The organism is Bacillus sp. NMTD17, assembly GCF_002998735.1.
GTDB lineage: Bacteria > Bacillota > Bacilli > Bacillales > Bacillaceae > Bacillus.
Map to the genome: position 1 here is coordinate 46,844 of NZ_PVRH01000005.1, position 23,275 is coordinate 70,118.

The window sequence follows — 23,275 nt, forward strand, 5'->3', positions numbered from 1 at the left end:
GAATGACTTTAGACGAAAGGAGTGGATTAAGCATGTCTTATGTTCATCTTCAGGTCCACAGTGGATACAGCTTATTAAGCAGTGCGGCAAAAGTAAAGGAGCTCGTGCTGAAAGCGAAAGAACTTGGCTGCAAGGCGCTCGCTCTTACCGATGACCATGTGATGTATGGAACGGTTGAATTTTATAAGGAATGTAAAAAACATGGCATCAAGCCGGTCATCGGTTTAACAGCTTCTGTCTTCATAGATGAACAAGAGACAGAGGCTTATCCCTTGGTACTCCTTGCCAAAAACAATGAAGGCTATCAAAACTTGATCAAAATCAGCAGTGTGCTGAAATCAAAATCAAAAGCTGGACTGAAAGAAAAATGGCTGAAAAGCTATCACCGCGGGCTCATTGCCATTACGCCAGGCGCTTCTGGCTACATTGAAACGCTGCTTCAGCATGATCAGATAGAAGAAGCGCATGATGCGGCGAAACAATTGAAAGATATTTTCGGTGAGGGACATGTGTACATCGCACTTCAGCCATTTCAGCAAAACGAATCGCTTGCCGGTAAACTCAGGGACGTCTCAAAAAGTGCGGAGATTCCTCTTGTTGCGACGGGAGATGTCCACTATATCAATCGAGAAGACAAAACCGCCTATACGTGTTTAAAAGCCATTAAAGCAGGGCAGCAGCTGTCAGAGATTGAGGAAGACCGAGGAGAAAAGCATTTCAGAACCCTTGAGGAAATGAAGGAATGGTATGCGCAAGATGAGGAGCTGCTGACAAGAACGGTGGAGATCGCAGACCGCTGTGAAGTCGATTTAAATCTTGGGCAGACAAAACTCCCTTCCTATCCGACTCCTGATCAATCAACAGCAGATCAGTTTTTACGCAAAGTGTGCGCAGAAGGGATGAAGCAAAGAAAGATTGCTTCAAATGATACGTATGTGAAAAGACTTGAGTACGAACTGAGCATTATCCAAAAAATGAATTTCAGTGATTATTTTCTCATCGTGTGGGATTTTATGAAGTATGCCCATGATCAAGGCATTGTCACAGGGCCAGGACGTGGATCGGCAGCAGGGTCACTTGTTGCGTATGTATTGTTTATTACAGATGTTGATCCGCTCCGTCACGGTCTGTTGTTTGAGCGTTTCTTAAATCCTGAGCGAATCAGTATGCCAGATATTGATATTGATTTCCCCGATACGAGAAGAGATGAAATCATTTCTTATGTAAAAGACAAATACGGAGACATGCATGTGGCACAAATTGTCACGTTTGGAACACTTGCAGCAAAGGCAGCCTTAAGAGATGTCGGACGTGTGATGGGGATTGATTCAAAGGCAGCGGACCGTCTTGCAAAGCTGATTCCGTCAAAGCCAGGAACGACGCTGAAAGAAGCGGTGGCTGCATCCCCTGAATTAAAAACGATGCTCCAGCAATCCGAGGAGCTTCGAAAGGTCTTTCAAACCGCTTTAAAGGTTGAAGGCTTGCCAAGACATACCTCCACACATGCAGCCGGCGTTGTGCTAAGCGAGGAGCCGCTGACAGAGGTCGTTCCAATTCAAGACGGCCATGACGGTGTGTATTTAACGCAGTATGCGATGAATTATTTAGAAGATCTCGGACTTTTAAAGATGGATTTCTTAGGACTAAGAAACTTAACCTTAATTGAATCCATTAAAAACCAGATTGAAAGACAGGAAAACGTCCACATTAACTTTAGTGACATTTCATATGAAGATCAGAAAACATTTGAATTGTTATCAGCGGGAGATACAACTGGGATTTTCCAGCTTGAATCACAAGGAATGCGTCAGGTGCTGAGACGCTTGAAGCCCTCTAGCTTAGAAGACATCGTGGCAGTCAATGCCCTCTATCGCCCAGGTCCAATGGGGAATATCCCGCTTTTTATCGACCGAAAGCACGGCAGAGTCAAGGTCTCTTACCCGCATCCTGATTTGTATGACATTTTAAAAGACACATATGGGGTCATCGTCTATCAGGAGCAAATCATGCTGATTGCGGCGAAGATGGCAGGCTTTCAGCTGGGCGAGGCAGATCTATTAAGAAGAGCAGTTTCGAAGAAGGATAAAAAGGTCCTTGATGAAGAGCGAAGCCATTTTGTTGAAGGATGCCTAAAAAAGGAGTATCCTGTTAACATTGCAAATGACGTTTATGACTTAATCGTCAAATTTGCAAACTATGGTTTTAATAGAAGCCATGCTGTTGCATATAGCATGATTGGCTTTCAGCTTGCTTACTTAAAAGCGCATTATCCGTTATATTTTATGTGCGGACTTTTAACGAGTGTGATTGGAAATGAAGACAAAGTCGCTCAATATTTCTATGAGGCAAAGGAAAAAGGGATATCTGTGTTGAAGCCTTCTATTAATAAGAGTGAATTTCCATTTACGGTTGAAAAAGGGGAGATCCGCTACAGCTTAAGAGCGATCAAAAATGTCGGAGTGTCAGCTGTAAAGGATATATACAGGGCAAGACAGGAAAAGCCGTTTGAAGATTTATTTGATTTTTGCGCAAGAGTATCAGCAAAGAGTGTCAACCGAAAAACGATTGAAGCGCTCATTTTTTCAGGGGCGATGGATGAGCTTTATCCAAATCGTGCTTCGTTATTGGCATCAATAGATATTGCATTAGACCACGTGTCATTTTTAAATCCAGATGATCAACTGGACTTTCTGGGGGATACAACCTTCTCCATTAAGCCAAAATATGCGGAGATAGAAGAACTGCCGCTTGTCGATCTCCTGCAATTTGAAAAAGAGGCACTTGGGTTATATTTATCAAATCATCCTGTACAAACGTACCGAGATCGCTTAAGAGAGAATGGTGCAGTGGAAATCATCAGACTTTCTTCCTATATAAAGCGAAAGATCTCAATGGGTGGTCTTTTGACAAAAGTGAAATCGATTCGGACAAAAAATGGACAATCGATGGCATTTGTCACATTTGGGGATGAAACGGGAGAAATGGAAGGCGTCGTCTTTCCAGAGCAATTTAGAAAGCTGTCCCCCTTACTTGAGGAGGGCGCCATGCTTTATGTTGAAGGCAGAATAGATGTCAGAAATGACAGCAGCCAAATCATCGTGCAAGAAGCCGTTCTGCTTGAAGAGATGGGCACACAAAGAAAAGAGTCTGTCTACATTCGGGTGAAAGAAGAAAACCATACGCAGGAACTGCTAGAGCAAGTAAAGCGGGTGATCTCGATGCACAGCGGAGAAGCAGATGTCTATTTGTATTATGAGAAGCAAAAAAAGACAGTGAGACTTCCAGATGCATACAAGGTTCATGCAGATCATGCTGTGATTTTCCAGTTAAAAGAGCTGCTCGGTGAACAAAACGTTGTGATTAAATGATGACAAATCACCTGAATATGTTTTACAAATTCACCTATTGTGTTATCATTTTAAAGATTCTGTGTATTTAAAACTGCCAGTATGTGCTTATCAACTTAGCAATTCATTAAATCATTTTCCACTTGAAGGAGTGTTCTACACATGTCATTAAGAGAAGAAGCATTACATATGCACAAAGAGAATCAAGGCAAACTCGAATCAAAATCAAAAGTACAAGTGAAAAATGCAAAAGACTTGAGCTTGGCTTACTCACCTGGTGTTGCAGAACCATGTAAAGATATTTATGACGACACAAGCAAAGTGTATGATTATACAATGAAAGGCAATATGGTCGCTGTTGTCACAGACGGAAGCGCTGTTTTAGGGCTTGGTAATATTGGTGCAGAAGCATCTCTTCCAGTAATGGAAGGAAAAGCTGTATTATTCAAAAGCTTCGCGGGCGTTGATGCCTTCCCGATCGCGCTTGCGACAAACGATGTAGACAAAATCGTTGAAACAGTAAAGCTTCTTGAGCCAACGTTTGGCGGTGTCAACCTTGAAGATATTGCAGCTCCAAACTGCTTCATTATCGAAGAGCGCTTGAAAAAAGAGACAAACATTCCAGTGTTCCACGATGATCAGCACGGAACAGCGATTGTCACAGTAGCAGGACTTGTAAATGCCTTGAAACTGTCTGGAAAATCAATGTCCTCCATCAAAGTGGTGGCAAACGGCGCTGGAGCAGCGGGAATTGCGATTATCAAGCTTCTATATCATTTCGGTGTACGTGATATCATCATGTGTGATACAAAAGGCGCAATTTACGAAGGCCGCCCGAACGGTATGAATACAGTGAAAAATGAAGTCGCTAAATTCACGAACCAAGACCGTAAAGAAGGTTCATTAGAAGAAGTCATTGAAGGCGCAGACGTCTTCATCGGGGTTTCAGTAGCAGGCGCTTTAACAAAAGAAATGGTTGGAAAAATGGCAAAAGATCCTGTCATCTTCGCTATGGCGAATCCAAATCCAGAGATCATGCCAGAAGATGCACATGCAGCAGGTGCAAGTGTTGTAGGAACTGGCCGTTCTGACTTCCCGAACCAAGTGAACAACGTACTGGCATTCCCAGGAATTTTCCGCGGAGCATTAGATGTACGTGCAACTCACATTAACGAAGAAATGAAAATTGCAGCCGTTGAAGCGATTGCTTCTCTTGTTTCAGATGAGAAATTGTCAGCTGAATACGTCATCCCTGAACCATTTGATGCACGTGTAGCACCAGCGGTAGCAAAAGCGGTAGCAAAAGCAGCAATGGAAACTGGCGTTGCAAGAATCAAAGTCGATCCAGAAGCAGTCGCTGAAAAAACAAGAAAATTAACGATTATCGGCGAATAATCAATTGGAAAAGTGTGCACGTTCTTTCTGAAATTGGAGGAAAGACGTGCACCATTTCCTCTCTTACGCGAAAATTTTTTCATCCGGAATGATATTTTTTTGTAGACGTTCACAATTCACATATATCAACTGCTCAGCGCCCCAAACACATACTCATTTCTCATCAATTCCCCATTGAAAAAATTGAATGAAGGATGACAGCGTTTGACAAAAAAAGTACAATAGTTTCGGTACAGTTATGACATGTCCTATAATAGTGGATGTGCGTGTAAAGAAAAAACCCTTCAAAAAGGGAGGTAGTCATTTGTCAATCAAAAATATTTTCAGTAAAAAGAAAAAATATGCATCTGTACCCTCTGAACAGGCAAGCCAAGATGTGCCTGAAGGCATCATGACCAAATGTCCGCAATGTAAAAAAATAATGCTCACCAAAGAATTAGATAAAAATTTACGTGTTTGCATGAATTGCGGCAGACATTTGCAAATGAATGCAAAGCAGCGTATTGATAGCCTTGTAGACGAAGGCACATTTGAAGAATTTAACGGGCACCTGATCTCAGAAAACCCGCTCGGATTCCCAGGCTACGAAGAAAAGCTTGAGAAAGACAGAGAAAAAACGTCTTTGAATGAAGCCATTGTCACAGGTCAAGGTGAAATTGAAGGCCAGCGTGCTGTGATCGCTGTCATGGATGCCACATTCCGTATGGGCAGCATGGGCTCGGTTGTTGGTGAAAAGATCACACTTGCGATCGAGAAAGCAAAAGCGGACAAGGTGCCATTTATCATCTTTACTGCATCAGGCGGAGCGAGAATGCAAGAGGGGATCCTCAGTCTCATGCAGATGGCAAAAACAAGCTCAGCATTAAAACTGTTCAGCGAGGATCAAGGTTTGATTATCTCTGTGATGACGAACCCAACAACTGGCGGTGTATCAGCTAGTTTCGCCTCTCTTGGTGATTACAACTTTGCAGAACCTGGTGCTTTAATTGGGTTTGCAGGCCGTAGAATCATTGAACAAACAATCCGTGAAGACCTGCCAGAGGACTTCCAAACGGCTGAATTTTTGTTGAAGCATGGACAGCTGGATGCTGTCATTCATCGTGCAGAGATGAAAGAAACACTAGGCCGAATCTTAGCATTACACAGCACAGGAGGTGAACGAGAGTGGCTGGAGAACTAGAATTTGAAAAACCTGTCATTGAACTTCGAGCGAAAATTGATGAACTGAAAAAGTTCACACAAAACTCAGAAATGGATTTAAGTGCAGAAATTGAGCGCCTTGAAACACGTCTGAGCAAGCTTGAAGCAGACATTTATACAAATTTAAAGCCGTGGGACAGAGTGCAAATTGCTCGTCATGCGATGCGTCCAACAACTCTCGATTACATTCAAGAGCTGTTTGACAACTTTTTCGAATGTCATGGTGACCGTTTCTATGGTGATGATGAAGCCATTGTTGGAGGAATCGCCACGTTTAAAGGGTTTCCTGTCACAGTCATTGGCCATCAGCGCGGAAAAGACACAAAAGAAAACTTGCGCCGTAATTTCGGAATGCCTCATCCAGAAGGCTACCGTAAAGCGCTGCGCTTGATGAAACAAGCAGATAAATTTAATCGCCCGATCATTTGCTTTATTGATACAAAAGGAGCTTATCCTGGGAAAGCAGCTGAAGAACGCGGACAAAGTGAAGCAATTGCGAAAAACCTATTCGAAATGGCAGGACTTCGTGTACCGGTTGTCTGTATTGTCATCGGAGAAGGCGGAAGTGGCGGCGCACTAGGCTTAGGCGTAGGAAACCACCTATACATGCTAGAGAATTCAACGTATTCAGTGATTTCACCTGAAGGTGCAGCAGCACTGCTCTGGAAGGACTCATCACTTGCGAAAAAAGCTGCAGAGACAATGAAAATTACCGCTCCAGACCTAAAAGAATTAGATATTATAGATGATGTTATTAAAGAAGTGCAAGGTGGAGCACATCGAGACGTGAAACAACAAGCAGCCTACATTAAAAAAACATTAAAACAGTCACTTACATCTTTGCTCAAACTAACACCTGAAGAACTAGTCGAACAAAGATATCAAAAATACAAAGCAATCGGGAAAGTATCGGTTGAAAATCAATATATTGGGGTAAACTAAATAAACGTACAGCCTTTTTGGCTGGCGTTTATTTTTTTCACCCTTTTTCATGAAAACCGCCCTCATGTAAGCGCTATTTGAAAATAATTTTCTTTTGTTTTCATAAAATTTGAAACGTCTGAAAACCTTGATATGATAAGCTTTAGAAGGATCGATCTTCCTCGTTTTTGAAAGAATTGCTTTCATGACTTTCTTAACTTTTGTTTAAAAACGGTTTATTTAATTGTATAATAAGTACGGTTTTAGAAATACGTATTGAAAACATCCGGTTTTGCTCATGATTGTTTTCAAGCAGTGGAAATGGTATGTTTAATTCATATATGGTCTCTGAGGTGAAAAAGATGAAGCGTATAGGAGTTTTAACGAGCGGTGGGGATTCCCCAGGAATGAATGCAGCTGTGCGCGCAGTTGTAAGGAAAGCGATTTACCATAATGTTGAAGTTTACGGTATTTATAATGGATATTCAGGTCTAATTAACGGTAAAATTGAGAAACTTGAAATAGGTTCAGTTGGCGATATCATTCATCGTGGAGGAACAAAACTTTACACGGCAAGATGCCCTGAATTCAAGACAGTTGAAGGTCGTGAAAAAGGCATTGAGAACTTAAAAAAATTCGGTATTGAAGGACTTGTTGTGATCGGCGGAGACGGTTCATTCATGGGAGCGAAGAAATTAACTGAGCTTGGTTTTCCATGTGTAGGTGTCCCGGGTACAATCGACAACGATATCCCAGGTACTGATTTCACTATTGGCTTTGATACAGCACTGAATACAGTCATTGACGCCATTGATAAAATTCGTGATACAGCCACATCTCATGAACGTACATACGTAGTGGAAGTAATGGGAAGACATGCTGGTGATATTGCTCTTTGGTCAGGTCTTGCAGGCGGAGCCGAATCTATTTTGATTCCTGAAGCAGACTATGACATGGATGAAATTATTGCGAGGTTAAGAAGAGGGCACGAGCGCGGCAAGAAGCACAGTATCATTATCGTCGCAGAAGGCGTAGGCAGCGGTGTTGAATTTGGTAAGCGGATTGAAGAGGAGACAAGCCTTGAAACCCGTGTATCTGTCTTAGGACATATTCAGCGCGGAGGTTCTCCAAGCGCATTTGACCGAGTACTGGCAAGCCGTTTAGGAGCATACGCAGTAGAACTTCTTCTTGAAGGAAAAGGCGGACGCTGTGTGGGCATTCAAAGCAACGAACTCGTTCACCACGATATTTTAGATATCTTAGATAAAAAACATACAGTCGACCAAAATATGTACCGACTTTCACAAGAGCTCTCTATATAAAACGAGAAGACCTTAGGAGGAACAGTAATGAGAAAGACAAAAATCGTTTGTACAATCGGTCCAGCAAGTGAAACCATTGAAAAGCTGACTGAATTGATTGAAGCAGGAATGAATGTAGCCAGACTAAACTTCTCTCATGGAGATTTTGAAGAGCATGGTGCACGCATTGAAAACATTCGTAAAGCAGGTAAAACATTAGGCAAGGACATTGCGATCCTTCTTGATACAAAAGGTCCAGAGATCCGTACACGTACAGTTGAAAACGGCTCAATTGAGCTAGTCGCTGGTGCAGATCTTATCGTGAGTATGGAAGACATTGTTGGAAATACGGAAAAAATTAGTGTGACGTATGAAGATTTAATTCATGATGTAGAAGTGGGCTCAACGATTCTATTAGATGATGGTCTTATTGGTTTAGAAGTGAAAGAAATTAACATGGACCGCAAAGAAATCGTCACAAAAGTCATGAATACAGGCACGCTCAAAAACAAAAAAGGTGTAAACGTACCAGGTGTAAGTGTGAACTTGCCAGGTATTACAGAAAAGGATGCCAATGATATTCTGTTCGGAATTGAACAAGGCGTCGATTTCATCGCTGCTTCTTTTGTTAGACGAGCTTCTGATGTGCTTGAAATTCGTGAGCTTCTTGAAAAGAATAATGCGGCTGACATTCAAATCATTCCTAAGATTGAAAACCAAGAGGGTGTTGATAACATCGATGAAATCCTTGAGGTATCAGATGGTTTGATGGTTGCGCGTGGAGATCTTGGTGTAGAGATCCCGGCAGAAGAAGTACCGCTTGTTCAAAAAATGCTGATCAAAAAATGCAATCGTTTAGGCAAACCTGTCATCACAGCTACCCAAATGCTTGATAGCATGCAGCGTAATCCTCGTCCAACTCGTGCGGAAGCAAGTGACGTGGCAAATGCCATTTTTGATGGCACAGATGCGATTATGCTTTCTGGTGAAACAGCAGCAGGAACATATCCAGTGGAAGCTGTACAAACGATGCATAACATTGCATCACGTTCAGAAGATGCACTCAACTATAAAGCAATTCTTTCTCGCAGAAGCGAAGAAGTAGAAGTCAGCATTACAGATGCCATCGGTCAATCTGTTGCACATACAGCGATGAAGCTTGACGTGGCAGCGATTGTGACACCTACGGAAAGCGGTCATACAGCGAGAATGATTTCAAAATATAGACCAAAAGCACCAATCGTAGCGGTCACAGCAAACGAATCAGTAGCAAGAAAGCTGTCTCTCGTATTCGGTGTATTTGCAAAGAGCGGATCAAAAACGACGTCTACTGATGAAATGCTTGAGAATGCAGTCGAGAAGTCGATCGAAACGGGCTATGTGAGACATGGCGATTTAATCGTCATTACAGCTGGTGTGCCAGTTGGTGAAACAGGTACAACGAACTTAATGAAAGTATATGTTGTTGGTGACATCATTGCGAAAGGTCAAGGAATTGGCCGTAAATCTGCATTTGGACCGGTTGTCATTGCACAAAGCGGAAAAGAAGCAGACGAAAAAATGTACGATGGTGCGATTCTTGTCGCAAACTGTACAGACCGTGATATGATGGGTGCTTTAGAGAAAGCATCTGCCTTGATCACTGAAGAAGGCGGCTTAACAAGCCATGCAGCAGTCGTTGGACTCAGCCTTGGTATTCCAGTGATTGTGGGTCTTGACAGCGCAACAACACTGCTAAAAGAAGGCGAAGAGATCACAGTAGATCCGGCACGCGGAGCGATCTACAAAGGCCGAGCAAGCGTCCTTTAAATCATACACACGAGGGGAGTTATCTGACTCCTCTCTTTTTTTATGTTACACTAAAAAAAGTAAAACAGCTTTCGATGAAAGATACCCCATGAGGTGATATGGTTGAAAAAATATTTGCTACTATTATTGATTCTGTTCCCTGCAGTGGAAATCAGTTTATTTTTAATATCAAGTAAAATCATTGGCATTTTGCCCACGATGCTGATGATCGTGCTCACGAGTGCACTAGGTGCTTATTTTGCAAGAAAGCAAGGAATCGAAGCTTTTCAAAAAGTGCAGAGAGATTTACAGTATGGTAAAATGCCAGGCATAGCGATTGTCGATGGTTTTTGCATTCTGATTGGCGGTCTGCTGCTGCTCATTCCCGGCTTCTTATCGGATATCATTGGTGCGCTGCTACTCATTCCGATGACGAGAAAGCAAATCAAGCCGCTCTTTGAACGCTGGCTTAGAAACATGTCTAATCGCAATCGCTATACGATTATTCGCTAAAGAGACCTTGAGCTCAAGGTCTCTTTTACTTTTGCATGCCGTACCGAATGTATTGATAGATATCTCTAAAAACACCTGCATTACGAAATGCCTGCCACACGACAAGGGAAGCAGGACCAATGACAAGTCCAAGAAAACCAAAGCATTTTAACCCGACAAATAATGCCACAAGCGTTGCTAAAGGATTAAGCCCAATGGACTTGCTTAAGACTTTTGGCTCTGAAATTTGTCTTTGAATGAGCACGACAATATACAAAATGCCGAGCCCGATAGCGAGTGAAAGATTTCCTGTCATAACGGAGTAAATGATCCAAGGCAGAAAAACAGTACCGCTCCCGATATAAGGAAGTAAATCGACAAACCCAATACATAAAGCAATGACAAAGGCATGCTCGACTTTTAAGATGATCAGACCAATGACGACGAGGCCGATGGTCATAGCAACAAGCAGAAGCTGCGCCTTCATAAAACCGGTAATGGCTTTTTTGATTTCAGATAAAATGGCGCGTGTATGCTGCATCCATTTTGTGGGAAAGATACGAGAGCCATATTTTTTTAACGTAAACCAATCTTTCGTGATAAAAAAAGTCGCCAGTGCAGAAAACAAAAGGGTTGCGGCTGCATCAGGCAAAAGACCTAAAAAAGCCGGGATAAGCTCGAGCGTTTTTGAAAGAAAAGTCCCTATTTTTGCGGCAGCTTCATCGCCTAGCGCTTGGATTTGTCCTAAAATCGATTCCTTTTGACCTGCTTGAAGCGTATTAAATTGGGCGGTGACATCATGGTACAAAGGCAGAATCTTATCTGTAAAAAACCGTTCGACAATACCAATCATTTGATCAAGGTGTCCAGGCAGAACCTTTGCTAAATAAGCACTTCCTGAAATAATTTCTGCTACTAAGAGTGTGATGAAACCGGCTGCTGCCACTAAAAAGAGCAGTAGTACAATGACTACTACAATTCCTCTCGGCATTCCGGTGATCTCTTCTATTTTGCATACGGCAGGATGAATCAGGCAGGATACAATAAGTGCAATCCAAAAAGGATATAAAAACGGAAAAGACTGATATAAAAAGACAACCGCAATTACAGCAATGCTGATCATCATCAAACTTCGCAGAAAAATGGCCATATAGGCGTGATTCACACAATCCCCTCCAAAAAACAAGCATGTCCGATACTTCATTTTATTCAAAAAGATTAGTAATATGAAAAGGTCGCAATAAAAAGAAAGGAAGGGGCGGCGTATGTTTACTCAAGCAAATTTATTTTTGGTTCTTTTACTCGTTATTGCACTTATTGCAAAGAACAATTCATTAATTTTAGCGGTTTCTGTGCTGATTGCGATTAAGCTGATTGGTTTGGATCAAAAAATTTTCCCGGTTCTCCAATCAAAAGGCATCAATTGGGGTGTCACCGTCATTACAATTGCTGTGCTTGTTCCTATTGCAACAGGTGACATTGGATTTAAGCAGCTTGGAGAAGCCATGAAATCTTCTTATGCTTGGATTGCACTTGGAGCGGGTATATTAGTAGCATTAATCGCAAAAAACGGTATTGTGCTACTCGAAAATGATCCGCATATCACGGCAGCGCTTGTGTTCGGGACAATTTTGGCAGTCAGCTTATTTAAAGGTGTAGCTGTCGGTCCGCTGATCGGAGCAGGAATTGCTTATTTGGCGATGCAGGCTGTGAAATTTTTCAGCGGTTGAAAAGAGAGTGGTTCATGCCACTTTCTTTTTTATTTTTTTCTTGCGTGAGCTTTTGCAAAAAAACATAATTAAATATAATAAAAGAAGCAAAATCCCTTTATTCCATGCCTTATATGGAAGACTGGAAAAAAAAATATCAAAAAAAATTATAGTTAAACATTTAACAAATGTCTGATTATTGTTTATAATGGGAATAGGCTTAATTTTGAACTCATTGATCACACAAGAGATATGAGGCTAAAAGCGCTCTAACCGCATAGGTAAATGTAAGCATTTTCTTTTCTGAACCTGCCGTCTTATTCGGATTGGATAGCGCTTTCAAAAAGCGAGAATTCTGCAACGAAGGGGAATCTTTTTAAAAAGGGGAGATTGAACATGACAGCAACAAGAGGTCTTGAAGGTATTGTGGCAACAACTTCATCCGTAAGCTCAATTATTGATGATACTCTTACTTATGTAGGGTACAATATCGATGATTTAACTGAAAAAGCTACATTCGAAGAAATTGTCTACCTGTTATGGCACTTAAAGCTGCCGAATGAGCAAGAGCTGAGTGAGTTAAAACAGCAGCTCAATGAAAATGCTCACATTCCGCAAGAAATCATTGAGCACTTTAAATCGTATTCGCTGGACGGGGTTCATCCAATGTCTGCGATTCGTACAGCGGTATCCTTACTAGGTTTACTCGATGACGAATCAGAGATTATGGACAAAGAAGCGAATTACAGAAAAGCCATTCGTTTACAGGCGAAAATTTCTGGACTAGTCGCTACGTTTTCACGCATTCGAAAGGGACTTGAGCCTGTACAGCCAAAAGAAGAATACAGCTATGCTGCGAACTTCTTGTATATGCTAAATGGCGAAGAGCCGTCACCAGTAGAAATTGAGGCAATTGATAAGGCACTCATTCTACATGCAGATCATGAATTAAACGCATCGACATTTACAGCACGTGTATGTGTTGCTACACTATCAGATATCTACTCTGGTGTAACAGCGGCTATCGGTGCGCTGAAAGGACCACTTCATGGCGGAGCCAACGAAGGCGTGATGAAGATGCTTTCAGAAATTGGCGAAGTTGAAAACGTAGATTCCTATATTCATGGTAAGCTAGAGAAGAAAGAAAAAATTATGGGCTTTGGCCACCGCGTATACCGTCAAGGTGACCCGCGTGCAAAGCATCTAAAAGAAATGAGCCAGCGTTTAACAAACCTCACTGGCGAGCCGAAATGGTATGAAATGTCTGTTCGCGCAGAGGAAATCGTGACATCAGAGAAAAATCTTCCACCAAATGTTGATTTTTATTCTGCATCTGTATATCACAGTCTTGGGATTGATCATGACTTGTTTACACCAATTTTCGTGATCAGCCGATTCTCTGGATGGATTGCTCACATTCTAGAGCAGTATGACAACAACCGTCTCATCCGTCCAAGAGCTGACTACATTGGACCTGATCTTCAAACCTTTGTTCCGATCAGTGAAAGAGACTAATGTTTATAGAATAGCGGGGGCTGATCCTCAGGAAGGCCAATCAGCCTCTATATCAACAAAAAACGAATCACGTGAAAAACTTCTTCGCTTGCAGACATCAAGCCAAGAAGTTTCAAATATTCACTACATAACCTGGGAGGTAATATCATTGTCACAAGGCGAAAAAATTACAGTTACTGGCGGCGTATTGAATGTACCAAATAATCCAATTATCCCGTTTATCGAAGGGGACGGAATCGGTCCTGACATTTGGAAAGCAGCATCAAGAGTACTTGAAGCAGCTGTAGAAAAAGCATATAAAGGTGAAAAGCAAATCACTTGGAAAGAAGTATATGCAGGTGAGAAAGCTTACAATAAAACTGGAGAATGGCTTCCTGAGCAAACACTTGAAGACATTCGTGAATACTTAATCGCGATCAAAGGACCACTGACAACACCAATCGGCGGAGGAATCCGTTCATTAAACGTGGCACTTAGACAAGAGCTTGATCTATTCACATGCTTACGTCCAGTTCGCTGGTTCCAAGGCGTACCGTCTCCTGTGAAACGTCCAGAAGACACAGATATGGTCATCTTCCGTGAGAACACAGAAGATATCTATGCTGGTATCGAGTATGCAAAAGGATCAGACGAAGTGAAGAAGTTAATTGACTTCTTGAAAAACGAATTAGGTGTAAACAAAATCCGTTTCCCAGAAACGTCAGGTATCGGAATCAAGCCAGTTTCTGAAGAAGGAACTTCTCGCCTTGTCAGAGCGGCTATCCAATATGCAATCGACCAAGGCCGTAAGTCTGTGACGCTTGTTCACAAAGGAAACATCATGAAATTTACAGAAGGTGCCTTCAAAAACTGGGGCTACGAAGTGGCTGAAAAAGAGTTTGGAGACAAGGTCTTTACATGGGCACAATATGATCGTATTGTAGAACAAGATGGAAAAGATGCGGCAAACAAAGCGCAAAGTGAAGCAGAAGCTGCTGGCAAAATTATTGTCAAAGACAGCATTGCAGATATTTTCCTTCAACAAATCCTAACTCGTCCAGCTGAGTTCGATGTTGTGGCAACAATGAACTTAAACGGAGATTACATCTCTGATGCTCTTGCAGCACAAGTTGGTGGAATTGGTATCGCACCAGGTGCGAACATCAACTACGAAACAGGACACGCTATTTTTGAAGCGACTCACGGAACAGCACCTAAATATGCTGGTCTTGATAAAGTGAATCCATCTTCTGTTCTTCTATCAGGCGTGCTTTTACTTGAGCACCTTGGCTGGCAGGAAGCAGCTGATCTAGTGATTCAATCTGTTGAAAAAACAATTGCATCAAAAGTCGTCACTTACGATTTTGCTAGATTAATGGATGGCGCAACAGAAGTGAAATGTTCTGAGTTTGCTGACGAGCTCATCAAAAACTTGTCTTGATTCTTAAACTTTAAAGTTAAAGGGGAAAAAGGAAATGGCAAACAAGCGTAAAAAAGTATCTGTCATCGGAGCAGGCTTTACTGGAGCAACTACAGCATTTCTAACGGCTCAAAAAGAATTAGCGGACGTCGTATTAGTCGATATCCCGCAGCTTGAGAACCCAACAAAAGGGAAAGCACTTGATATGCTGGAAGCAAGTCCTGTTCAAGGCTTCGATGCAAACATTACAGGAACTTCTAACTACGAAGATACAGCCGGTTCTGATGTCGTGGTCATTACGGCGGGAATTGCAAGAAAGCCGGGAATGAGCCGTGACGATCTCGTGTCAACAAATGAAAAAATCATGCGCAGTGTGACACGCGAAATCGTTAAATATTCTCCAGAAGCCATCATTGTTGTGTTAACAAACCCTGTTGATGCAATGACGTATGCAGTTTATAAAGAATCAGGATTACCAAAAGAAAAAGTCATTGGACAATCGGGCATTCTTGATACAGCACGTTTCCGTACGTTTGTTGCTCAAGAATTAAACCTATCTGTTAAAGATGTGACGGGCTTTGTACTTGGTGGACATGGCGATGACATGGTTCCTCTTGTTCGTTACTCTTATGCAGGCGGTATCCCGCTTGAAACATTGATTCCAAAAGATCGAATTGATGCAATTGTTGAAAGAACAAGAAAAGGCGGCGGCGAAATCGTGAACCTATTAGGTAACGGTAGTGCATATTATGCTCCTGCTGCTTCACTAGTCGAAATGGTTGAGGCGATCCTTAAAGATCAGCGCCGCGTCATGCCGACGATTGCTTACCTTGAAGGTGAATATGGCTACGAAGGCATTTACCTAGGTGTACCAACAATCGTAGGTGGCAACGGTCTTGAGAAGATCATCGAGCTTGAGCTGACAGAAGAAGAAAGAAGTCAGCTTGACCGTTCTGTTGAATCTGTTAAGAATGTCATGAAAGTATTGTCTTAATATGAATAAAAAAGAAGGCTTCTCTCATGAGGAGTCTTCTTTTTGTTTACAAAACAAATCTTGTCGAAATTTTAAATTGTCCTCTTGTTAAGCTTTCGTTAAAATGAAAGAGAAAGCATGACTTCTCGCTTTTCACATAAGATACAAAAAACGGATGCAGGGGAAATCACTAATTGGAGGCACAACATGAATAAAAAAATATTAGTTGTGGATGATGAAGAATCGATTGTAACACTTCTAAGCTATAACCTTGAAAGAGCGGGCTATGATGTCGTCACAGCAAGAGACGGGGAAGAAGCGCTTGAAAAAGCAGCAAGTGAACAGCCTGATCTCATTGTATTAGATTTAATGCTTCCGAAGATGGACGGCATTGAAGTGTGCAAACAACTGAGAATTCAAAAAATGATGTTCCCTATTTTAATGCTGACAGCAAAGGACGATGAATTTGATAAGGTGCTAGGCCTTGAGCTTGGAGCCGATGATTACATGACAAAGCCATTCAGTCCTAGAGAAGTGGGTGCTCGGGTAAAAGCCATCTTGAGAAGAGCACAGCAATCTCAGCCTGCCCCCACGCAAGAGGAGAAGGAAGAGATCATTGCAGACCAAATCAAAATTGGTGAACTGCGCATTTTACCAGAACACTACGAAGTCTATTTCCAGGAAGAACGTCTAGAGCTCACACCAAAAGAGTTTGAACTGCTACTTTATTTGGCGAAGCATAAAGGACGTGTCCTCACGCGTGATTTATTGTTAAGTGCCGTTTGGAATTATGACTTTGCAGGTGACACTCGTATTGTGGATGTCCATATTAGCCACTTGCGGGACAAAATTGAAAAGAACACGAAAAAACCAACATACATTAAAACGATTCGCGGCTTAGGCTACAAATTGGAGGAGCCAAAGCCAAATGAGTAAAATTAGAACCCGTCTGTTTTCGGGACTCATTTTTCTCCTTTTTATTGTGTTTGTGGCACTTGGTCTTTTCTTGGACCACATGTTCCATGTTTTCTATGAAACCAAATTAACGGAACGAATGGAAAAGGAATCGAGCTTCCTCCTGTCTTCCATGAATGGTGACGATCTGAAGGCGAAGCAAAACAAGGAGGTCCTCCATCAGGCAAAGCAGCATTTTGATATGAATGCGTCGATTGTGGACCTGAAGGGGAATATCATACATACAACGGGTCAAGCAGAACAAAGGGCCATCATTCGAAACACGCTGAACAATGAACGTTTCCAAACAAAAGGGGTCGTCATTGACGATGAGAAGGATGCGCTGTTTCATTATGCTGTCCCGATCCTGAAACAAAACGAACCAGCGGGTTATTTATTTCTCCATGCGTCATACGAGCCTTTAAATGAAATTGACGGCCAGCTCTGGCTTGCATTAGCCTTTTGTCTTGGCTCGGCGATTATCATCATCGTTTTCTTTGGGTACCGCATGTCGATGAAATATGTGAAACCAATTGATTATGCTACAAAGGTAGCCAAACAGCTGGAACGCGGGAACTATGATACGAATAACTATGAAGAGTTGATGATTGAAACAAGTGAACTGAATACTTCCATGAAGCGTTTGGCAGGAAGTCTTCAAGAAATGACAAGTGCCGGTGAAATGCAGAGAGACCGGCTGCAAACGGTCATTGAAAATATTGGAGCGGGGATTATTTTGATTGATAAGATGGGTTATATCCACCTAGTCAATCGAACCTTCCGCAAGCAGTTTAAAGTCCAAAAGCATATTTACATGCACAAGCTGTATCACGAAGCGTTTACACATGAAGAGATTATCGAATTAATTGACGAAATTTTCATGACAGAAACGAAGGTGCGGAAGTTTTTGCGTTTAGCCGTTGACATTGAACGCCGCTACTTCCAAGTGGATGGTGTACCAATTTTAAGTACAGACGATGAATGGAAAGGTATTGTCCTTGTGTTTCATGACGTGACAGAAACAAAGCAGCTGGAGCAGATGCGAAAAGACTTTGTCGCCAATGTGTCTCACGAATTAAAAACACCGATTACGTCGATTAAAGGATTTTCTGAAACCCTTCTTGATGGTGCGATTGATGACAAAGAAGCACTGACAGAATTCCTTTCTATCATTTTAAAAGAGAGTGTCCGTCTAGAAACGCTGATTCAAGACTTACTTGATCTTTCTAAAATTGAACAGCAGCACTTCAAGCTGAATATTCAAGAAGCCAATGCGACAGAAATCATTCAAGAGATTGAAGTGCTGTTAAAACAAAAGGCAGCAGAAAAAGGTATTCAATTACAAGTGCGTGTCCCGAAAGAACCGGTCTATGTTATGGCAGACCCGCTAAGGTTAAAGCAAATCTTCCTCAATCTCGTCAATAATGCCCTGACCTATACACCAGAGGGAGGAAGTGTTACCATCTCAGCAAGACCGCGGAAAGGTGCCTATGAATTTGATGTAGCAGATACAGGAATCGGCATGAAGAAAAGCGAGATTCCAAGAATATTTGAGAGATTTTATCGAATTGATAAAGATAGAAGCAGGAATTCAGGCGGTACAGGTCTTGGTCTTGCCATTGTCAAACACCTTGTGGAAGCGCATGAAGGAACGATTTCTGTCCACAGCAAACAAGGCAAAGGAACGACTTTTACAGTGAGCCTGAAATCGACTTAGAGAAAAAAAGGAAAGTCACGTTAAAATTTACATGATCTTTACAATGAATTCATGTTTTGTTAAACATTCATTGATAGGATGAATAGGAACCCCTTCATCCAAGGAGCCAATTTTGGAAGGACGAAAACACTTGTTGTTTTCGTCCCTTTTTTGTGCAGGCTCGACTATTTTCTTTTCAAAATAAACTTTGATAAAATGAAGATACAATGTGTGAAAGAGACGGCTGAGATGGCTCAGCCGATGGAGGATTAAAACATGACAGACAAAAAGAAATTAGTGTTAGTGGATGGAAACAGCCTCGCATATCGAGCCTTCTTTGCTTTGCCGCTATTATCAAATGATAAAGGCGTACATACAAATGCTATTTATGGCTTTGCGATGATCTTAATGAAGATGCTGGAGGACGAGAAGCCTACCCATATGCTCGTCGCATTTGATGCGGGAAAAACAACATTCCGCCACGAGACATTTAAAGAATATAAAGGTGGAAGACAAAAAACTCCGCCAGAGCTATCAGAACAAATGCCGTTCATCCGTGAACTATTAGATGCCTATCAGGTGAAAAGGTACGAGCTTCCTCAATATGAAGCAGATGATATTATCGGTACATTGGCTGTCGAGGCAGAAAAAGACGGCTTTGAAGTCAAAATCTTCTCAGGAGATAAGGACTTAACACAGCTCTCAACAGATCATACGACAGTGGCTATTACGAAAAAAGGCATCACAGAAGTAGAATATTACACACCTGCTCATATTGAAGAAAAATATGGCCTGCGACCAGATCAAATCATTGATATGAAAGGGCTGATGGGAGATTCCTCAGATAATATCCCAGGCGTCCCAGGTGTAGGCGAAAAAACAGCGATTAAATTGTTAAAGCAGTTTGAAACAGTTGAGAACCTGCTTGAACATATTGATGAAGTGAGCGGGAAAAAGCTAAAAGAAAAACTTGAAGAATATAAAGAACAAGCAGTCATGAGTAAAGAGCTGGCGACGATTCTTGTAGAAGCACCTATTGATGTGTCAAGCAAAGATCTCGCATACGAAGGCCCTCACATGGATCAAGTGATCTCTCTTTATAAAGAACTGGGCTTTCAAACGCTGCTAGAGCGTCTAGGAGAAGCACCAGAAACAGATGAACAGGTCGAAGTAGATGCATTAGAAGTGAAAAAAATGACAGCTGTAACGGACGACATGCTGACAGATCATGCAGCCCTTGTGGTAGAACAGCTTGGAGATAATTATCACGAAGCGGATTTGATCGGTTTTGCGATCCATAATGAAAATGGTGCGTTTTTTATCACGAAAGAAGATGCGCTTCAATCAGAAGCATTTAAAGAATGGGTACAGGATGAAACGAAGAAAAAATGGGTCTTTGATTCAAAAAGAGCAGTTGTCGCCCTGAGATGGCATGATGTCGATCTAAAAGGTGTTGATAATGATGTTCTGCTCGCTTCCTATGTCGTCAACCCGCAGAAATCATACGAAGACGTCGCGAGTGTAGCGAAGGAATATGGTCTGAATATCGCTCTTTCTGATGAAAAAGTATACGGAAAAGGAGCAAAGCAGGCGATTCCACCTGAAGATGAACTGAAAGAACATCTTGGACGAAAAGCAGCGGCGATCTCAGCCTTGCATGATTTAACACTTGAAGCATTAGAAAAAAATGATCAGCACGAACTGTATGAAGATTTAGAGCTGCCACTTGCTCTCATCTTAGGTGAAATGGAATCTCTTGGAGTAAAGGTAGATATAGAGCGCCTAGAGAAAATGGGTGAAGAATTAACGAAAAAACTCAAAGAATATGAAGAAACCATTCACCGCTTAGCAGGAGAAACGTTTAACATCAATTCTCCTAAACAGCTTGGCGTCATCCTATTTGAAAAATTAGGTCTGCCGATTATCAAGAAGACAAAAACAGGCTACTCGACGTCTGCAGATGTGCTTGAGAAGCTTGAAGATAAGCATGAAATCATTCGGTCTATTCTGCACTACAGGCAAATTGGAAAGCTGCAATCGACCTATGTGGAAGGTTTAATGAAAGTAACGCGCAAAGATACACATAAAGTGCATACAAGATTTAATCAAGCACTCACGCAAACAGGAAGATTAAGCTCAACAGATCCAAACCTTCAAAACATCCCGATTCGTTTAGAAGAAGGACGGAAGATTCGTCAAGCATTCGTTCCTTCAAAAGAAGGCTGGCTCATGTTTGCAGCTGACTATTCACAAATCGAGCTGCGTGTACTCGCTCATATTTCACAAGATGAGAATTTGATCGAAGCATTTACGCAAGACATGGACATTCACACGAAAACTGCGATGGACGTGTTCCATGTCTCAGAAGAAGAAGTGACTTCCGCTATGAGAAGACAAGCCAAAGCGGTAAACTTCGGTATTGTATATGGAATCAGCGATTATGGACTTTCTCAAAACCTTGGGATCACAAGAAAAGAAGCAGCCGCATTTATCGAGCGCTATTTAACAAGCTTTAAAGGCGTGAAAACCTATATGGAAGAAATCGTCCAGGAAGCGAAACAAAAAGGCTACGTCACGACGCTTCTCAAACGCAGACGGTATATCCCGGATATCACAAGCCGTAATTTTAATATCAAAAGCTTTGCAGAACGAACAGCCATGAACACACCGATCCAAGGCAGTGCAGCCGATATTATTAAAAAAGCGATGATTGATATGGCGCGAAGGCTCAAAGAAGAAAACCTGCAGGCAAATCTTTTATTACAGGTGCACGATGAATTGATCTTCGAAGCGCCGAAAGAAGAAATCGCCATCCTTGAAAAGATTGTTCCTGAAGTCATGGAAAACGCACTTCAGCTTGATGTGCCGCTAAAAGTTGATTTTGCTTCAGGTCCATCTTGGTACGATGCGAAATAAATAATAGAGAGAAAAAGGAGCGAGGAGCATGCCGGAATTACCAGAAGTTGAAACCGTCCGGCGCACTCTCAAGCGGTTAGTCGAAGGAAAGACGATTGAAACGGTCGATATCAAATGGCCAAACATCATCAAACGTCCTGGGGAGCCGGAAGAGTTCGCAAGAAGAATGGTAGGAGAAACCATACAAACCATTGAAAGAAGAGGGAAGTTCCTCCTCTTTCATTTAGACCATTATGTGATGGTCTCCCATTTAAGGATGGAAGGGAAATACCGTGTACATGAAGCGCATGAGCCTTATGATAAACACGTACACGTCGTCTTTACGTTTACAGATGGTACTGAGCTTCGGTACCATGATGTGCGTAAATTTGGCACGATGCATTTATTTCAGCCGGGTGAAGAGGAAAAGGAACTCCCGCTTTCTCAGCTGGGATATGAACCATTTGATGAACAGTTCACTCCTGAGTATTTATGGGAGCAATTGAAAAAAACAACCCGCGTGGTTAAAACAGCACTGCTTGATCAAAAGATTGTCGTAGGACTTGGTAACATTTACGTAGATGAGGTCCTGTTTAAATCAGGTATTCATCCAGAAACGAAAGCGAATCAGCTCAGCCTGGAATCCTGCAAAGTGCTTCACAAACAGATCATCGATACGCTTCAAGTAGCGGTAGATGCGGGAGGAAGCACGATTCGTTCTTATATCAACTCACAAGGAGATATTGGAACATTTCAGCTGCAGCTTCTTGTATATGACCGGCGGGGAGAGCCTTGCCAAACATGCGGAAGCATCATCGAGAAAACAGTGGTCGGAGGGCGCGGCACGCACTTTTGTGTGACCTGCCAAAAACGTCCTCAATAAAGTTTAGCCATGAGCATGCTTCCTTTTTGCTATGCATACGATAAAAAACATTCATTTTTCAGCAAGGTGTAGACTGACACACAGCCCACCTGCTCTTCATATAGTGAAGAAGAGTCTAAGGACGCCTAGAGACTCTTGATCATCGTTGCATGAACAGAAAGGAAGAGTTCAGGTATGATTTCGATTTCGCTCCTGTTTTTAGCTATTGCAGTCAGCATCGACAGCTTTTCTGTAGGATTTACGTATGGGCTTCGCAAAATGAGGATCCCATTTAAAGCCATCGTCATTATTGCATGCTGCTCAGGGATTGTGCTGCTCATTTCTATGCTGATTGGCAGCCTGCTGACGGCATTTCTCCCTGTCTCAGTGACCGATAAACTGGGGGGAGGCATTTTAATTGCCATTGGCCTTTGGGTCCTGTATCAATTTTACAAACCAGCGAAAGAGCGTGATTTGCTTCTTCATGAAAAGACATTGCTCAATGTGGAAGTACAATCGCTTGGGCTTGTCATTCACATTTTAAGAAAGCCGACAAGTGCAGATATTGACCGATCTGGGACGATTAATGGAATGGAAGCGGTACTTCTTGGAATTGCTTTATCCATTGATGCATTTGGCGCAGGGATTGGTGCAGCGATTCTTGGCTTTTCTCCAATTGTTATGAGTATCACGGTGGCAGTGATGAGCTCACTTTTTGTGTGTATCGGGCTGCGTGCCGGTCATTACTTGGCAAATTGGCGCTGGATCAATAAACTCGCATGCTTACCAGGGCTTCTGCTCATATTAATTGGGGTTTGGAAGCTGTAA

17 protein-coding genes are annotated in these 23,275 nt (G+C 42.1%); 16 read left to right on the top strand and 1 reads right to left on the bottom strand.

From position 1 onward, the window contains the following. Positions 1 to 32: 32 nt before the first annotated feature. The 7 genes from dnaE (at position 33) to C6347_RS14525 (ending at position 10,465) form a co-directional block, all read left to right on the top strand. Positions 33 to 3,368, top strand: a complete 3,336-nt coding sequence (gene dnaE / locus C6347_RS14495; protein WP_106071765.1) for a DNA polymerase III subunit alpha — start codon at positions 33 to 35, stop codon at positions 3,366 to 3,368. A 141-nt stretch (positions 3,369 to 3,509) separates the two neighbouring features. Then, complete coding sequence (gene ystJ, locus C6347_RS14500; RefSeq protein ID WP_034661854.1) at positions 3,510 to 4,742, top strand: NADP-dependent malic enzyme; 1,233 nt, start codon at positions 3,510 to 3,512, stop codon at positions 4,740 to 4,742. 304 nt (positions 4,743 to 5,046) lie between these two features. Further along, positions 5,047 to 5,922: an acetyl-CoA carboxylase, carboxyltransferase subunit beta gene (gene accD, locus C6347_RS14505; protein ID WP_060596984.1), complete on the top strand. Its 876-nt coding sequence runs from the start codon at positions 5,047 to 5,049 to the stop codon at positions 5,920 to 5,922. Then, entirely contained in the window at positions 5,907 to 6,884 is a 978-nt protein-coding gene (accA, locus tag C6347_RS14510) for an acetyl-CoA carboxylase carboxyl transferase subunit alpha (RefSeq protein WP_106036955.1), read from the top strand. Before accD ends, accA begins: the two co-directional genes overlap by 16 nt. A gap of 341 nt (positions 6,885 to 7,225) precedes the next feature. Beyond that, a complete protein-coding gene (gene pfkA / locus C6347_RS14515) occupies positions 7,226 to 8,185 on the top strand; it encodes a 6-phosphofructokinase (protein WP_012010865.1) in 960 nt (319 codons plus the stop codon). Between the two features lie 27 nt (positions 8,186 to 8,212). Then, the gene (gene pyk, locus C6347_RS14520) at positions 8,213 to 9,973 is read left to right on the top strand and encodes a pyruvate kinase (protein WP_066030563.1); all 1,761 of its coding nucleotides are present in this window, start codon (positions 8,213 to 8,215) and stop codon (positions 9,971 to 9,973) included. A gap of 102 nt (positions 9,974 to 10,075) precedes the next feature. After that, positions 10,076 to 10,465, top strand: coding sequence for an FxsA family protein (locus C6347_RS14525; RefSeq protein WP_060596983.1), 390 nt, complete (start codon positions 10,076 to 10,078; stop codon positions 10,463 to 10,465). A 25-nt stretch (positions 10,466 to 10,490) separates the two neighbouring features. Here C6347_RS14525 and ytvI read toward each other — a convergent pair whose 3' ends face one another. Then, positions 10,491 to 11,609 (bottom strand): sporulation integral membrane protein YtvI, encoded by a 1,119-nt coding sequence (gene ytvI, locus C6347_RS14530; protein ID WP_106071766.1) that lies wholly within the window; start codon positions 11,607 to 11,609, stop codon positions 10,491 to 10,493. A 100-nt stretch (positions 11,610 to 11,709) separates the two neighbouring features. On the opposite strand from ytvI, the gene C6347_RS14535 reads away from it, so the two are divergent. The 9 genes from C6347_RS14535 (at position 11,710) to ytaF (ending at position 23,275) form a co-directional block, all read left to right on the top strand. Beyond that, positions 11,710 to 12,174 carry a DUF441 domain-containing protein gene (locus tag C6347_RS14535; protein WP_007501699.1) on the top strand — a complete coding sequence of 155 codons (465 nt, stop codon included), beginning with the start codon at positions 11,710 to 11,712 and terminating at the stop codon, positions 12,172 to 12,174. A gap of 375 nt (positions 12,175 to 12,549) precedes the next feature. After that, positions 12,550 to 13,668: a citrate synthase gene (gene citZ / locus C6347_RS14540; RefSeq protein WP_034661848.1), complete on the top strand. Its 1,119-nt coding sequence runs from the start codon at positions 12,550 to 12,552 to the stop codon at positions 13,666 to 13,668. A 148-nt stretch (positions 13,669 to 13,816) separates the two neighbouring features. Beyond that, positions 13,817 to 15,088 (top strand): NADP-dependent isocitrate dehydrogenase, encoded by a 1,272-nt coding sequence (icd, locus tag C6347_RS14545; RefSeq protein ID WP_008346060.1) that lies wholly within the window; start codon positions 13,817 to 13,819, stop codon positions 15,086 to 15,088. Positions 15,089 to 15,122: 34 nt separating this feature from the next. Beyond that, positions 15,123 to 16,061, top strand: coding sequence for a malate dehydrogenase (mdh, locus tag C6347_RS14550; RefSeq protein WP_034661844.1), 939 nt, complete (start codon positions 15,123 to 15,125; stop codon positions 16,059 to 16,061). Between the two features lie 186 nt (positions 16,062 to 16,247). After that, the gene (locus C6347_RS14555) at positions 16,248 to 16,976 is read left to right on the top strand and encodes a response regulator transcription factor (protein WP_012010858.1); all 729 of its coding nucleotides are present in this window, start codon (positions 16,248 to 16,250) and stop codon (positions 16,974 to 16,976) included. Then, the gene (gene pnpS, locus C6347_RS14560) at positions 16,969 to 18,711 is read left to right on the top strand and encodes a two-component system histidine kinase PnpS (protein WP_106031192.1); all 1,743 of its coding nucleotides are present in this window, start codon (positions 16,969 to 16,971) and stop codon (positions 18,709 to 18,711) included. Before C6347_RS14555 ends, pnpS begins: the two co-directional genes overlap by 8 nt. Positions 18,712 to 18,966: 255 nt before the next feature. Then, positions 18,967 to 21,606: a DNA polymerase I gene (gene polA / locus C6347_RS14570; protein ID WP_060596979.1), complete on the top strand. Its 2,640-nt coding sequence runs from the start codon at positions 18,967 to 18,969 to the stop codon at positions 21,604 to 21,606. Between the two features lie 28 nt (positions 21,607 to 21,634). Continuing rightward, complete coding sequence (gene mutM, locus C6347_RS14575) at positions 21,635 to 22,468, top strand: DNA-formamidopyrimidine glycosylase (RefSeq protein WP_060596978.1); 834 nt, start codon at positions 21,635 to 21,637, stop codon at positions 22,466 to 22,468. A gap of 174 nt (positions 22,469 to 22,642) precedes the next feature. Next, entirely contained in the window at positions 22,643 to 23,275 is a 633-nt protein-coding gene (gene ytaF, locus C6347_RS14580) for a sporulation membrane protein YtaF (RefSeq protein WP_066030566.1), read from the top strand.

Coding starts and splice junctions, on each gene's coding strand:
- dnaE (WP_106071765.1), top strand. CDS start 33: ATGTCTTATGTTCATCTTCAGGTCCACAGTGGATACAGCTTATTAAGC.
- ystJ (WP_034661854.1), top strand. CDS start 3,510: ATGTCATTAAGAGAAGAAGCATTACATATGCACAAAGAGAATCAAGGC.
- pfkA (WP_012010865.1), top strand. CDS start 7,226: ATGAAGCGTATAGGAGTTTTAACGAGCGGTGGGGATTCCCCAGGAATG.
- pyk (WP_066030563.1), top strand. CDS start 8,213: ATGAGAAAGACAAAAATCGTTTGTACAATCGGTCCAGCAAGTGAAACC.
- C6347_RS14535 (WP_007501699.1), top strand. CDS start 11,710: ATGTTTACTCAAGCAAATTTATTTTTGGTTCTTTTACTCGTTATTGCA.
- citZ (WP_034661848.1), top strand. CDS start 12,550: ATGACAGCAACAAGAGGTCTTGAAGGTATTGTGGCAACAACTTCATCC.
- mdh (WP_034661844.1), top strand. CDS start 15,123: ATGGCAAACAAGCGTAAAAAAGTATCTGTCATCGGAGCAGGCTTTACT.
- C6347_RS14555 (WP_012010858.1), top strand. CDS start 16,248: ATGAATAAAAAAATATTAGTTGTGGATGATGAAGAATCGATTGTAACA.
- pnpS (WP_106031192.1), top strand. CDS start 16,969: ATGAGTAAAATTAGAACCCGTCTGTTTTCGGGACTCATTTTTCTCCTT.
- polA (WP_060596979.1), top strand. CDS start 18,967: ATGACAGACAAAAAGAAATTAGTGTTAGTGGATGGAAACAGCCTCGCA.
- mutM (WP_060596978.1), top strand. CDS start 21,635: ATGCCGGAATTACCAGAAGTTGAAACCGTCCGGCGCACTCTCAAGCGG.
- ytaF (WP_066030566.1), top strand. CDS start 22,643: ATGATTTCGATTTCGCTCCTGTTTTTAGCTATTGCAGTCAGCATCGAC.